12 protein-coding genes are annotated in these 13347 nt (G+C 72.0%); 6 read left to right on the top strand and 6 right to left on the bottom strand.

Annotation, left to right across the window (positions count from 1 at the left end; all coding sequences use genetic code 11):
• Positions 1 to 36: 36 nt before the first annotated feature.
• Together Q7L73_RS16190 and Q7L73_RS16185 are read right to left on the bottom strand one after the other, a co-directional pair.
• Positions 37 to 405, bottom strand: coding sequence for a hypothetical protein (locus tag Q7L73_RS16190; RefSeq protein WP_304690801.1), 369 nt, complete (start codon positions 403 to 405; stop codon positions 37 to 39).
• Positions 402 to 1049 (bottom strand): NUDIX hydrolase, encoded by a 648-nt coding sequence (locus Q7L73_RS16185; protein WP_304690802.1) that lies wholly within the window; start codon positions 1047 to 1049, stop codon positions 402 to 404. The genes Q7L73_RS16190 and Q7L73_RS16185 overlap by 4 nt, the downstream gene beginning before the upstream one ends.
• Before the next feature lie 59 nt (positions 1050 to 1108).
• Between Q7L73_RS16185 and Q7L73_RS16180 the strand changes: the two genes are divergently transcribed.
• Both Q7L73_RS16180 and Q7L73_RS16175 read left to right on the top strand, forming a co-directional pair.
• Entirely contained in the window at positions 1109 to 2716 is a 1608-nt protein-coding gene (locus Q7L73_RS16180) for an FAD-binding oxidoreductase (protein WP_304690803.1), read from the top strand.
• Between the two features lie 656 nt (positions 2717 to 3372).
• Positions 3373 to 3960 (top strand): transcriptional regulator, encoded by a 588-nt coding sequence (locus Q7L73_RS16175; protein WP_304690837.1) that lies wholly within the window; start codon positions 3373 to 3375, stop codon positions 3958 to 3960.
• A 74-nt stretch (positions 3961 to 4034) separates the two neighbouring features.
• Here the strand turns inward: Q7L73_RS16175 and Q7L73_RS16170 are convergent, their stop codons facing one another.
• A complete protein-coding gene (locus tag Q7L73_RS16170; RefSeq protein ID WP_304690804.1) occupies positions 4035 to 4361 on the bottom strand; it encodes a hypothetical protein in 327 nt (108 codons plus the stop codon).
• A 25-nt stretch (positions 4362 to 4386) separates the two neighbouring features.
• The gene (locus tag Q7L73_RS16165; RefSeq protein ID WP_304690805.1) at positions 4387 to 4779 is read right to left on the bottom strand and encodes a VOC family protein; all 393 of its coding nucleotides are present in this window, start codon (positions 4777 to 4779) and stop codon (positions 4387 to 4389) included.
• Between the two features lie 134 nt (positions 4780 to 4913).
• Here Q7L73_RS16165 and Q7L73_RS16160 point away from each other — a divergent pair, with 134 nt between their 5' ends.
• The 4 genes from Q7L73_RS16160 to Q7L73_RS16145 all read left to right on the top strand — a co-directional run bounded on the left by Q7L73_RS16160 (position 4914) and on the right by Q7L73_RS16145 (position 10858).
• Positions 4914 to 7790 carry an amidase gene (locus Q7L73_RS16160; RefSeq protein ID WP_304690806.1) on the top strand — a complete coding sequence of 959 codons (2877 nt, stop codon included), beginning with the start codon at positions 4914 to 4916 and terminating at the stop codon, positions 7788 to 7790.
• A gap of 81 nt (positions 7791 to 7871) precedes the next feature.
• Positions 7872 to 8627 (top strand): MBL fold metallo-hydrolase, encoded by a 756-nt coding sequence (locus tag Q7L73_RS16155; RefSeq protein ID WP_304690807.1) that lies wholly within the window; start codon positions 7872 to 7874, stop codon positions 8625 to 8627.
• Between the two features lie 100 nt (positions 8628 to 8727).
• Positions 8728 to 10116 carry an AarF/ABC1/UbiB kinase family protein gene (locus Q7L73_RS16150; protein ID WP_304690808.1) on the top strand — a complete coding sequence of 463 codons (1389 nt, stop codon included), beginning with the start codon at positions 8728 to 8730 and terminating at the stop codon, positions 10114 to 10116.
• Between the two features lie 91 nt (positions 10117 to 10207).
• Positions 10208 to 10858, top strand: a complete 651-nt coding sequence (locus tag Q7L73_RS16145; RefSeq protein WP_304690809.1) for a TVP38/TMEM64 family protein — start codon at positions 10208 to 10210, stop codon at positions 10856 to 10858.
• Between the two features lie 18 nt (positions 10859 to 10876).
• On the opposite strand, the gene Q7L73_RS16140 is transcribed toward Q7L73_RS16145, so the two are convergent.
• Both Q7L73_RS16140 and pyk read right to left on the bottom strand, forming a co-directional pair.
• Entirely contained in the window at positions 10877 to 11836 is a 960-nt protein-coding gene (locus Q7L73_RS16140) for a type IV toxin-antitoxin system AbiEi family antitoxin domain-containing protein (RefSeq protein ID WP_304690810.1), read from the bottom strand.
• A gap of 49 nt (positions 11837 to 11885) precedes the next feature.
• Positions 11886 to 13292, bottom strand: coding sequence for a pyruvate kinase (pyk, locus tag Q7L73_RS16135; RefSeq protein WP_304690811.1), 1407 nt, complete (start codon positions 13290 to 13292; stop codon positions 11886 to 11888).
• Positions 13293 to 13347 lie beyond the last annotated feature (55 nt).

Below are 13347 nucleotides of genomic sequence, written 5' to 3'. Positions count from 1 at the left end.
GTCGGCGTCGAGCATGTCCTGGTAGTCGACTTTCGTCTAGGAAGTTTGAGGAGCGTTGGCGCTGCGCCGTCGATGGGCTTCCCAGAGGAAGCCCGCCGTCCCCGCGAACGGTCCCAATCCGCCGATCACGGCGACGACGACGGCGAGCCAGAAGGGGATCGTGCGGCGCCGTGCGGCGACGATGCAGAGCAGCGACATCGCTATCCACAGGAGCCCGTGGGCCCACCCCAGCAGCATCGTCGCCGTCGGGTTCTCGGGACCGAGCCAGAAGAAGATCAGCGCCGCGTAGACGCCCGAGTGGACCAACGACATCGCCTCCAGCAGGCGGAACGAGGGAAAGGTCGCCGGGTCGCTCGCTTCACGTGCGCGCACGCGCGCGAGCGGGTCGGCGGGGGCCGTCTTCATGCGAGCAGCGCCGCCATCCGGCGCACCGTCTCGTCGGCCTCGGCGGGCCAGCGGTCGATCTCGGCCGGCCACCAGGCGTGGGCGTCGTGCTCGTCGTCGGGGACGGCGACGGCGCCGGCCGGCAGCCAGGCGAGCCCGACGAGGAAGGCGAGGCCGTTCGGCGTCGCCGCCAGCGCCTCGACCGTCAGCCGCTCCGGCACGACCGACCACTCCTCCTCCAGTTCGCGCGTCATCGCGTCGACGGGGCATTCGCCGACCTCGACGGCGCCGCCGGCGCCGAGCGTCCAACGACCGGTCCAGGAGGCGACCCAGGCGGCGCGACGGCCGGCCAGCCAGCGGCCGTCGGCGTCACGCACGACGCAGAGGACGGAGACGCTGCGGGTCGCGAGGCTGCCGGTCAGCCGCAGCGACCAGCGCGCCGGCTGCAGCTCCAGTTGCAGGCCGCCGTCGCGCTGCTCGAACGCGGACAGGCGGGCGGCGAGGCCGTCATGGCTCGGCGAGCCGCGCTCGCGCAGCTTCGCCAGCGCCGCGTCCGCGGCGGCGGTGTCGGCGGCGGCCGGCACGAAGGTGTCCTCGCGCCAGGCGCAGGTGACCTGGTCGGGGGACCAGGGGCCGCGCGCGAGCATGTCGTGGGTCAGCGCCACGCACTGAAGGCTATCCGCAGGGTGCGCACGAGGGCGCCCGACCCGGATAGGCTCGCCCGATGGCGCGCGAGCGCAACCACTGGGGCTGGGGCTGGGAGGACGAGGCGCTGCCGCCCGAGCAGCTGCGCGCGGCGGCCGCCGGGATGGCGCAGCACCTCGGCTTCGGCGATCCGCAGCCCGAGCCGGCGGTCGCGCTCGCCGCGGTCGTCTTGTCCGACCCGCGCGTGCGCGCGCCCGCGAATGCACGCCCGGGACTGTGGGCCGACGACCTGCCGGCGCGCGTCCGCCACACCTACGGCCGCGCCTACCGCGACGTCGTGCGCGCCTTTCGCGGCCGCTTCGACCACCCGCCCGACCTCGTCGCGCGGCCGCGCGACGAGCGCGAGGTCGAGCAGGTGCTGGAGTGGGCGGCCGGCGCGAACGTCGCGGTGATCCCGTTCGGCGGCGGCACGAGCGTCGTCGGCGGCGTCGAGGCGCGCGTCGGCGACGGCTTCGCCGGGGCGGTCTCGCTCGACCTGACCGGGCTCGACCGGCTGCTCGAGGTCGATCCCGTCTCGCGCGCGGCGCGCTTTCAGGCCGGCGTGCTCGGACCGGCGCTGGAGGCGCAGCTCGCGCCGCACGGGCTGACGCTGCGCCACTACCCGCAGTCGTTCCAGTTCTCGACGCTCGGCGGCTGGATCGTCACCCGCGCCGGCGGCCACTTCGCGACCGGGCCGACGCACATCGACGACCTCGTCGAGTCGGTCCGGGCGATCGCGCCGGCGGGGACGTGGGAGTCGCGGCGGCTGCCCGGCTCCGGCGCCGGCCCCAGCCCCGACCGGCTGCTGTTCGGCTCGGAGGGAACGCTCGGCGTCGTCACCGAGGCGTGGGTGCGGCTGCGCCCGAAGCCGCTGCACCGCGCCGGGCGGGCGGTCCGCTTCGCCTCCTTCACGGCCGGCGCGGCGGCGCTGCGGGCGCTCGCGCAGTCCGGCCTGCAGCCCGAGAACTGCCGCCTGATCGACGCGCGCGAGGCTGCGCTGACGTTCGCCGGCGACGGCTCGGCGACGCTGCTGGTGCTCGGCTTCGAGTCGGCGCACGAGCCGGTCGACGCGCGGCTGGAGAGCGCGCTGGCGCTCTGCCGCGAGGCCGGCGGCAGCTGGGACGAGCGGCCCGAGGGAGCGCGCGGCGGCGCCGTCGGCAGCTGGCGCGAGGCGTTCCTGCGCGCGCCGTACGTGCGTGACGTGCTGGTCTCGATCGGCGTGCTGTCGGAGACCTTCGAGACGGCGATCACGTGGGAGCGGTTCGACGGCTTCGTCGCGGCGGTGCGGGCGGCGGTCGGCGCGAAGGTCGACGAGCTGTGCGGCGGCGGGCTCGTCAGCTGCCGCGTGACGCACGTCTACCCCGACGGCGCCGCGCCCTACTTCACGGTCGTCGCGCCGGTGCGGCGCGGTGCCGAGCTGGAGACGTGGGACGCGATCAAGCAGGTCGCCGGCGACGCGATCGACGCGGCCGGCGGCACGATCACGCATCACCACGCGGTCGGCCGCGATCATCGCCCGTGGTACGACCGCCAGCGCCCGGAGCCGTTCGCGGTGGCGCTTCGAGGCGCCAAGGCGGCCGTCGACCCCGCCGGGATCCTGAATCCTGGGGTTCTGCTGCCCGTAGCGCCCCGCGCCGCCGACCTCTGACCTGACGCGCGAAGACTGGCGCGTCTTCACCATTCCTCGGTGAAGCTGAGGAGAGCGCCGACGCGCCCGTTGCGGATTTCGGGCGCCTGCGGGGCAGCGTTGCTTTCCAACCCGAAAAACGCCGCGGTGTCTGGAGAAGCGGATACCGCCGATCGGCGGTGAACGAGCGTCCGGAAGTGGAAAAAGGTTTATGCGTCAGCTTTCTGACATCTCAGATTGACCTGGTAGGCTTCACCGGTGAAGAGTGTTTGCGCAGTTCAGCATGCTGAATAGTCGCCCTCAGTACGCCATTATTCAGTACTGAACTCTTTGTTCTGGCCCTTGCGAGCGGGCGCTCGCATGCCAAGCATTCGCGGCGATGACAGCCTCGCTGCCGCCGTTTTATCCGCCCATCACGCGGCGTTCGCACATCCCCCAGCGAACGTCGTGGTGCTGCATGCGCACCCCCTTCCAAGCGCATGAGCACGCTGGCTTGGCCGCACCTCCCGCAGCGGTCGACGTTTGCTAGCGAGGGCGACAACGGTGCACGAGCGTTGCAGGGCGGCCCAGGCAGGCCGCACGTCGGTCTGGGCCGCCCGCAGCAGCGGCTGTCGCGCGAACGCGCCCGCGCGACAGCCGCTGCCGTCATCGGAGCGAGCAGGAGGCCGTCCGTGAACATGCCGCTGTCCGAGCCGCCCGACGCCGTCGACGCGCGCGTCGTGAAGGCGCTCTCGCACCCGACGCGGGTGCGGATCCTCGAGCTGCTGCAGGAACGCGAGCTGGCGAGCCCGGTCGAGCTGGCCGGTGAGCTGGAGATCCCGCTCGGGACCGTCAGCTACCACGTCAGACGGCTCGAGCAGCTCGGCTTCATCGAGTTGGCGACGCGGACCCAGCGACGCGGCGCGATCGAGCACCACTACCGCGCCCGCGCCGCGCTCGACATGCCGCGCAGGCGGCGCACCCGCCGCGCCTCGCCCGCCGACCGCTCGACGCCCGAGGCGATCGCCGCACGGCTGCTCGACGACGCCCACGGCGCGCTCGCCCGTGGCGGCTTCGACGCGGTCGAGGCGCGGGCCGGCGCGCGTGCCCTGACACTGGACGAGCGCGGTCGCAGACAGCTGGTCACGCTGCTGGAGCGCTGGTCGCGCAAGCTGGAGCAGGTCGAGCAGGCGTCTGCCAGGCGGATCGACGACGGCAACGGCAGCAGCCACGCGCGAGCGCGCGAGGCGACCGCCGTCGCGCTGCTGTTCGAGCTGGACGAGTAAGGGCGCGCGCAGAGGCCCGCGGCTGGGCGCGCTGCGCCCGCCGTCGGCCGGCGGGCGCTGCCATGGCGCCGCCCCTAGAAGGAGCGGCGCTCGAGGTCGCTGCTGACGCCGCCGCCGACGGTCGTCGTGGCGACCGCGTCGACCACGTCCTCCTCGGCCTCTTCCAGCTCGTTGTCGTGCTGGCCGTCGCACAGCACGCGGAAGTTGCCGGAGGTGCCCGAGTCGGTCTGGATCGTGATGCCGGGGAGGATCTCCTCGCCCTCCTCGAATCCGAGCCGCTCGATGTCGAAGTGGGCCATGCCGATCCCGAACGCGGTGTGCGTCGGGTTCTCACGGTCGTGGGCGGCGATCGCCTGGGCGAAGCGCTCGAGGTTCTTCGCGACTTTGCTCGTGTCGGCCATCGTGCTCAGCAGGGTAGCGCGCCGTTCAGCGCTGGTCGACCCGCTCGATGATCTCGACGCGGTAGCCGTCCGGGTCGCGCACGAAGCAGATCCGCGAGCCGCCCTCGCGGATGCTGTACGGCGGCTTCTCCGGCTCGATCCCCTGCCGCCGCAGCTGCTCCAGCGTCGCGTCGAGGTCGCCCGCGGTGATCGCGATGTGGCCGTAGCCGGTGCCGATCTCGTACGGCTCGCTGCGGCCGATGTTGTACGTCAGCTCCAGCCGCGGGCCGTCGCCCTCGTCGCCGGGCATGTTCAGGAAGACGTTGATCGCCTCGTCGCGGATCGGGACGCGCCGGACCTCCTCGAAGCCGAGCGCCTCGTAGAAGGCGACCGAGCGATCGATCTCGAAGATCCGGTAACAGGTGTGGATGAGCGGCATGAGGCCCAGCGTAGCGCCGCTGCGGAGCGCTTCGACCGGCGGTCGAAGGGGGTGGCGGAGCTTCCTACCGCCGGTCCATGGTTCCGGGAGAGGCGCCTCCTTAGGGTCGACGGTCCACCTGAGAAGGAGTCTCGTTGCGTCGCACCCGCACCCCGATACCCGCCGTCGCCGCCGCCGCGACGGCCGCCCTCGCCGCCGGCATCGCCGCTGCGCCGGCCTCGGCGATCAACTACGTCACCTCCGCCAACGGCGCCTCGTGGTCCGTCGCCGACAGCGCCGCCCCGGGCCTCGACACCGGCTCGCTCAACGCCGCCGGCAGCAACGCCGTCTACGGCTTCGGCGGCATCCGCGTCGCCGTCGACTCGGAGCCGGCGCCGCGCTTCAACGGCGAGCTGATGCGCGGGTTCGGCCTGCGCTTCGACGGCGCCGAGTGGTTCTCGACGACCAAGCCCGTGCGGCTCGGGGACGTCGTCCTCTCGCGCGACCTGCTGATCAGACGCAGCGGCAACTACGCCCGCTTCTTCGACACCTTCTCCAACAGCGGTGACAGAGACGTCACGATCGACGTCTCCTTCGGCGGCGTGCTCGGCCTCGCCAGAGGCAACACGCAGAGCTCGGTCGTCGGCAGCTCCAGCGGCGACACGACGATCGGCACCGACGACTCGTGGGTCACGATCGCCACGCCGACGCCCGGCTACAGCGCCAACTCCCCGTCGGCGGTCGTGCTCGGCACGCCGGCGCCGTTCGCCGGCTTCACCGGCGTCGGCGACTTCCAGCGCGACCCGTTCCTGACGCCGCTGGCGACGACCGGCCAGCAGGCCAACTTCTACGGCTTCAACGACGAGCTGACGCTGAGACCGGGCGAGACGAGATCGCTCGTGCGCTACTTCGTCGTCGGCCTCAGAGAGACGAGCGGCACCGCCGGCCAGGAGGTGACGACCGTCAGCACCGCCGCCGCGAGACTGGCCGCGGCGCCCGACCTCGGCGGCCTCTCCAGCGCGCAGATCTGCTCGATCGCCAACTGGGACCTGACGGCGGTGACGATCCCCGGCTTCGCGACCGCCGAGTGCGCCGCCAAGCCGCTCGCGATCGCCGCGCCGGAGAAGCCGGCCGAGCCGACGACCAGCGTCGCCTACGACGTCGTCGGCAAGTCGCTGACGCAGCTGCAGGCGGACATGACCGCCGGCGTGACGACCTCGCAGGAGATCACGCGCGCCTACCTCGACCGCATCGGCGCGTACGACACCGGCCAGTTCGGCTTCCACGCCTTCATCACCGTCGCCGACGACGCGATGGCGCAGGCGAAGGCCGCCGACGAGGCGCGCGCCGCCGGCAAGAGAAGCGCCGTGCTCGGCGTCCCGGTCGCGATCAAGGACCTCTACGACACGAAGGACATGCCGACGACCGACGGCACCGCCGCGCTCACCGGCTACATCCCGCACGACGATGCCTTCCAGGTCGGCAAGCTGCGCGACGCCGGCGCGGTCATCCTCGGCAAGGCCAACCTGTCGCAGTTCGCCAACTCCGGCAGCATGAGCGACTCCAGCTTCGGCCAGGTCTGGAACGCCTTCAAGCCGTCGAAGTCGTCGCTCGGCTCCTCCGGCGGCTCGGCCGTCTCGGTCGCGACCAGCATGGCCGCGTTCGCGATGGGCACGCAGACCGGCGTCTCGCTGTACGCGCCGTCGACCGGCGCCGGCCTGGCGACCTTCCGCGGCACCGACGGCATGCAGAGCGCCGCCGGCGTGATGCCGCTGACGTGGGCGACCGACTACGCGGGCACGATCGCCCGCACCGTCTCCGACATCGCCGGCATCCTCAACGTCGTCGCGGGCACCGACCCGGGCGACGAGCTGACGAGAGACGCCGACGCGCACAAGCCGGCCGACTGGACCGCCTACCTCGACGCGAACGCGCTGAGAGGCAAGACGATCGGCTACCTGCCGGCCGCGTTCACGGGCTACGCCGCCGACGACGGCACCGCCGGCGCGATCAGAGACAAGCTGTCGCTGTTCACCACGGCTGGCGCGAGAGTGGTCGAGATGACCGCGCAGCCGAGCGCCCCGACCAACACGGCCAGAGGCGGCAACCCGAACGTCGAGGGCTGGGAGCGCTACATCGAGGGCAGCCCCGAGTTCCCGTTCGCCAACGCCGCGGGGATCCTGCAGTCGCCGAGAAACCTGCCGTACAACCGCTCCGGCGGCACGGCGACCGGCTACGACGACGAGAACAGCGCCAGACTGCTCGCCTACCGTGCCGCGTACCGCGCCGTGATCGGCAGATGGATGGACGACAACGGCGTCGACGCGATCGTCTACCCGGGCTTCCTCAGCGACGTCTGGGACAACGACGGCGCCGGCTCGCACAACGGCTCCGACCGCGCGACCGGCGTGCTGACGCAGGGCCCCGGCCTGCCGACGTCGATCGTGCCGGTCGGCTTCAACCCCCACGGCGACCCGATGACGATGCAGCTGATGGGCCGCGAGTGGGCCGATCCGCAGGTCCTCGGCATGGGCTACGCGCTCGAGCAGGTCAGCGGCCCGCGGCCGCAGACGACGACCGCCCCGGCGCTCAAGTACGTGCCCGGCGCGACGCCGAGAGATCCCGTGATCGAGGTCCCGGCGCCGCCGATCTCCAACCCGCCGGCGCAGACGCCGCCGGAGGAGAGCAGAGCGCCCGCCGCCAGAAGAGTCGCGATCAAGGTGACGGTCGCCAAGAGCGCGGCGACGAAGGGCGGCAAGGTCCGCTTCGTGCTCGCCAACAGATCGGCCGCGAGAGTGACCGGCACCGTCACGCTGCGCGTCAAGCTCGGCAAGAAGACGGTCGTGCTCGGCAGAGCGAAGGTCGCGGTCGGCGCCAGAGGCCGCAAGACGCTCGTCGTCACGCTGACGAGAGCGGCCAGAAGAGCGCTCGGCAGACGCGCGAAGGTCTCCGCGACGGCGACCTACGCGCTCAGAAACGCCACCGGCGCGAAGACGACCAAGACGGTCAAGCTCGCGATCAGACTGCGCTGATCGAGCGCTGAGCCGCGATTGAGCCGAGGGGCGGGCGCCGCGTTTGCGGCGCTCGCCCCCGTGGCGTTTAAAGTGGGAGGCATGATCCTCGAACGCACCATGTCCGACGACTTCCTCACCAACACGTACCTCGTCGCGGACGGCCCCGACGGGTCCGCGGTGCTGATCGACGCCGGCGGCAGACTGGAGCCGCTGCTCGACACGATCGAGCGCGAGCGGCTGACGCTCGTCTCGATCCTGCTGACGCATCACCACTGGGACCACGTCAGCGACCTCGACAAGGTGCTGGAGCGCCACCCCGGCACGCCGGTCCTGATCCACCCCAACGAGCGCGCGCTCGTGCCGCAGGCGACCGGCGACCTCGTCCCCGGCGAGCCGCTCTCCGTCGGCGGCCTGAGGGTCGACGTGCTGCACACGCCCGGCCACACCTCCGGGATGGTCGCGCTGCTGGTCAGCGACGGCAGCCAGCAGGCGCTCTTCACCGGCGACACGCTCTTCAAGGGCTCGGTCGGCGGCGTCCGCGGGCCCGACCACACGACCTACGCCGACATCAAGGCGTCGATCATGGAGACGCTGCTGAGACTGCCGGCCGACACGCCCGTCCATCCCGGCCACACCGACCCGACGACGATCGGCGCCGAGCAGGAGAGCAACAGATTCGTGCGCGTCTGGAGCGGCGTCGACCCGGAGGGCCAGCAGCAGTGCACGGCGCTCGGCGAGCCGGCGACGCTGATCCTGCTCGGCGACGACTACGACGGCGGCCACAAGGCGTGGGTCCGCTGGCCCGACGGCAGCGACGACATCGTCCCCGGCTCGAAGGTCGAGACCGCCGGCTGACCGCAGCCGGCGGGCTGACTGCGCGGGCCATCAGTGGTGTTTCCGGTGACGCAAGCCCGATCGGGTGAGCGTCGCTGGAGACGCCACTAGTCTTTAGCCGATGGCCCGCGACAGAATGCCCACCTCGCGCGTCGGGCGCACGGCGCGGATCGGCAGACTCGCGGCGGGCCAGGCGGTGCGCCAGGCCGCGACCCACGCCGCCAACGTCGGCCGCTCGAGAGAGGGCAAGCAGGTCGCGCTCGAGAAGCGGCACGTCGAGGCGGCCGAGCAGATCGTGATGGCGCTCGGCACGATGAAGGGCGCCGCGATGAAGCTCGGGCAGGTGATGTCGTTCCTCGACGTCGGGCTCGTGCCGGAGGAGTACCGCGAGGAGTTCCAGGCGAGACTGGCCGCGCTCCGCGACGCCGCACCGAAGGTCTCCTTCAAGGAGATGCGCAAGGTGATCGAGGAGGAGCTCGACGACGAGCTGGGCGAGGTCTTCGCGCGCTTCGACGAGACGCCGATCGCCGCCGCCTCGATCGGCCAGGTCTACCGCGCCCAGCTGCACGACGGGCGCGAGGTCGCGGTCAAGGTCCAGTACCCGGGCGTCGCCGCCGCGGTCCGCGCCGACATGGCCAACCTCGGCCTGATCATGCGGCTGATCAAGCGGCTCGCGCCCGGGATCGACGCGAAGGGCGTCGCCGAGGAGATCCGGCTGCGGATCGACGAGGAGCTGGACTACGAGCTGGAGGCGCAGAACCAGCGCTCGCTCGCGCGGATCTACCGCGGCCACCCGTTCATCGTCGTGCCGGACGTCGTCACGCGCCTCTCGCGCGAGCGCGTGATCGTGATGGAGTTCGTCGAGGGGACCGGCTTCGAGGAGCTGAAGGAGCGCTCCGACGAGGAGCGCGACCGGCTCGGCGAGATCGTCTTCCGCTTCTTCTTCGGCTGCCTCTACCGTCACCACCAGTTCTCCGGCGATCCCCACCCCGGCAACTTCCTGCTGCAGCACGACGGCAGAGTCGCCTTCCTCGACTTCGGCCTCTTCAAGCGGATGGCGCCGGAGGAGGTCGAGCTGGAGCTGGCCTGCCAGCGCGCGGTGACCGAGGACGACGCCGCCGAGCTGCACCGGCTGCTCGGCGCCGCCGGCTTCCTGCCGCACCCGGAGAAGGTCGACCCCGACGCCGTCTTCTCGTACGTGCGCGACTCGATCTGGTGGTACACGGAGGACGAGCAGGTGCGGCTGACACCGGAGATCGCGACCCACGTCGTGATCGAGTCCTCCGACATGCGCTCCTCCCACTTCCGCGAGATGCGCCACCAGGAGATCCGCCCCGAGCACCTCTTCGGGCGGCGGATGGAGATGCTGACGCTGGCCGTGCTGTCGCAGCTGCGCGCCTCCGGCAACTGGCACCGGATCGCGCGCGAGTGGATGTACGGCGAGCCGCCCGTCACCGAGCTGGGGCGCCAGGAGGCGGAGTTCTATGGCGCCGGCGCCGCGCGTTCCTGAAGCGCGGCCTGCCGCCACCGGCGCGGCTGCGCCGGCGAACGGCGACAGCGAGGCGGCGCGGGCCCGATCGCGGCGCGCTCAGCTCGCGGCGTTGGGGCGCCTGGGCGGGCTCGGGCTGTTCGTCGTGGCGCTGTTCGTCGTCGCGGCCTCGGTCTTCGGCCTCTCGTCGGAGGGCGTGCGCGACTTCGTCGACGGCGTCGGGCCGGCGGCGCCGCTCGTCTTCGTCGCCGTCTCGGCGGCGCTGACGGTCGCCTGCGTCCCCGGGCCGCTGCTGGCCGGCGCGGCCGGGCTGCTGTTCGGCACCGCGCTCGGGACGCCGACGGCGATCGTCTCGGCGACGCTCGGCGCGACCGCGGCCGCCGCGATCTCGCGCCGCTTCGGCGCGAACGCGCTCGACGAGCTGTCGGGCAGACGCGTCGGCGCGCTGCAGGACTGGATCGCCGCGCGCGGCTTCCTCAGCGTCCTCTACGCCCGCATCCTGCCGGGCGTGCCGTACAACCTCGTCAACTACGCCGCCGGCCTGACGCGCGTCCCGCTCGCCGTCTTCGCCGCCGCGACCGCCGTCGGCTGCGCCCCGCGCGCCTTCGCCTACGTCGCGCTCGGCGGCAGCCTCGACGACCTCGGCTCGCCCGAGGCGATCGCGGCCTTCGCCGTGCTGATCGGGATGGCCGCCGTCGGCGCCCTCTTCGCCGCGCGCGACGTGCGCGCGGCGCGGGCGGCCCGCGCCGCGAAACCGGGGTGAGTGCAATCTCTGGGTCTGTCAGACCCGGAGATTGCGTGTAAGGACCGATCGGAGTTGCGTGGCGACCTCGTGCGGGCGGTGGGCCAGATCTCGGTGGGTGAAACGCATGACGGTCCAGCCGGCAGCGGTGAGCGCGTTGGACTTCTCGCGGTCCTGCTGGAAGGAACGACGATCATGGTGGAACTCCCACCCATCCAGCTCCGCTGCGACGCCGGCGGCGGGCCAACAGGCGTCGATCTCTCTGCCGTCGAGCATGTGGCGGATCCGGGGCTGGGGAAGGCCATACGACCGCACGATTCTCAGCAGGAGGCGCTCCAGCGTCTCTGCGTCGAGCTGAAGCGCCAGGCTGCGATGGCGGTCGAGGGCCGTCAGCAGCGCGGCTCTGCCGGCGTGGCGTCGCGTGGGGCGAGCGAGTACAGCATCGATCGCACGGAGATCGAGCAGGCGTCTGCGATCGGCCTCGAGAATCACACGCTCGAGGTGATCGGTCGGGACCACGTCGGCGAGGTCGACCAGGGTACGCGCGAGCGATGTCGTCGGCACGTGGTCGACCGTCACGACGTCCTCAGGCGGCAGGACAGCCACGCGGTGGAAGCGAATGCGATCGGTGCTGCGGAGGCGGCGCGAAGTCAGGACGTCGGCACGTCGGTGTCCACCAGGCCGCAGGCCGTGCAGCCACGCGGCGTCGCGATGGCTCGCGACGGCACCCGGGCCGGCGGCGAGCACCGCTGCGAGCGAATGAGCCGCCGGCCGCAGCTGACGATGCCCGACGGCGTAGACACCGCGGTGCAGGCGCGCGAGCAGGCCGCGCTGAATGCGGTCGCGGATCATCGTGTCGCTCATCCCGAGCGAGGCGAGCTGACGCCTCGCAATCACCCCGTGCTGGCGATCGGCCAGCCGCGTGAGGGCGACATCCGGGTGCGGTGCAACCTCTGGGTCCGTGAGACCCAGAGATTGCGATGTGCGAGTCGCTGGCATCGGGCGATCATGGCGCCGATGCCTGTGACAGCGCTACACGTGTTTGTGCCTAAACCGTCTCGACCTGGAACAGCGAGGTGGTGCCCGGTCTGCCGCTGGGCAGGCCGGCGGTGATGCCGATGCGGTCGCCGGGCTTGACCCAGCCGAGCTCGACGGCGCGGCGGCCGGCGTCCCTGATCAGCTCCTCGGTGACCTCGTGGCGGCGCATCGAGGCCGCCTCGACGCCCCACATCAGGCTGCAGCGGCGGACCGTCTCCTTGCCGGGGGAGAGGACGTAGATCGGCACGTTCGGGCGGTGGGCCGATATCAGCCGCGCGGAGCGGCCCGACAGCGTCGGCACGACCAGCGCGGCGAGGCCCAGCTCCTGCGCGGCGACGCAGGCCGAGTGGGCGACGGTGTAGGCGGGGTCGCGTGCGTCACGGCGGACGCGCTCCTCGCTCCAGCGCTCGTATGGCAGCTCGCGCTCGGTCCGCTCGGCGATTCTCGCCATCGTCTCGACGACCAGCGCCGGATGGGCGCCAACGGCCGTCTCCTGCGACAGCATCACGGCGTCGGTGCCGTCGAAGATCGCGTTGGCGACGTCGGTCACCTCGGCGCGCGTCGGGCGCGTGGAGGTGATCATCGAGTCGAGCATCTGCGTCGCGGTGATCGCGGGGCGCGCGAGGCGGCCGGCGATCCGCAGCAGCTGCTTCTGCACGACCGGCACGTCCTCGATCGGCAGCTCGATGCCGAGGTCGCCGCGGGCGACCATCAGGCAGTCGGCGGCGCGGATGATCTCGACCGCGTTCTCGACCGCCTGCGGCTTCTCGATCTTCGCGATCAGCGGGAGCCTGGTGTGCTTGCGCACCTCCAGCACGTCCTCCGGCTCGCGCACGAACGAGAGCGCGACGAGGTCGACGCCGATCGACTCGCCGAAGGCGAGCAGCTCGAGGTCGCGTCTGGGGACCGCTTGCAGGCCTCTGGTCGAGCCGGGGATGTTGAGGCCCTGGCGCGAGGCGACCGGGCCGCCGGTCTCGATGATCGTGTCGACCTCGCCGGTGTCGGAGCGGACGCCCTGCACGGCGAGGCGGATGCGGCCGTCGGCGAGGTAGACGACGTCGCCCTTCTCGACCGCGTCGGGCAGACCCGCCCAGGAGACGCAGATCGCGTCGACGTCGCCCTCCTCCTCGCTGCCGCATCTGAGCGTCAGCTTGTCGCCGACGCGGAGGTCGACGTGGTCGCTCTTGAGCGAGCCGATGCGGAGCTTGGGGCCGGGGAGGTCCTGCAGGATCGCGACCTGGCGGCCGGCACGGCTGGCAGCCTGGCGGACCAGCTCGACGTTTTCCTCATGCTCCTCTCTGGAGCCATGGGAGAAGTTGAGGCGGGCGACGTCGAGACCCGCCTCCACCATTCGGACGAGGACCTCAGGATCACGCGATGCAGGTCCGATGGTGGCAACGATCTTCGTACGGCGCACGGGAATGAACTTAGCGGGTGTGCTCGTCCGAGTTCGTTCTCGACCGGTGAATCGG

This window comes from Conexibacter sp. CPCC 205762, from assembly GCF_030646155.1.
Lineage (GTDB): Bacteria > Actinomycetota > Thermoleophilia > Solirubrobacterales > Solirubrobacteraceae > Conexibacter.
Note: the sequence above shows the minus strand (reverse complement) of the source record. Positions and strands in the feature narration are given on the sequence as shown.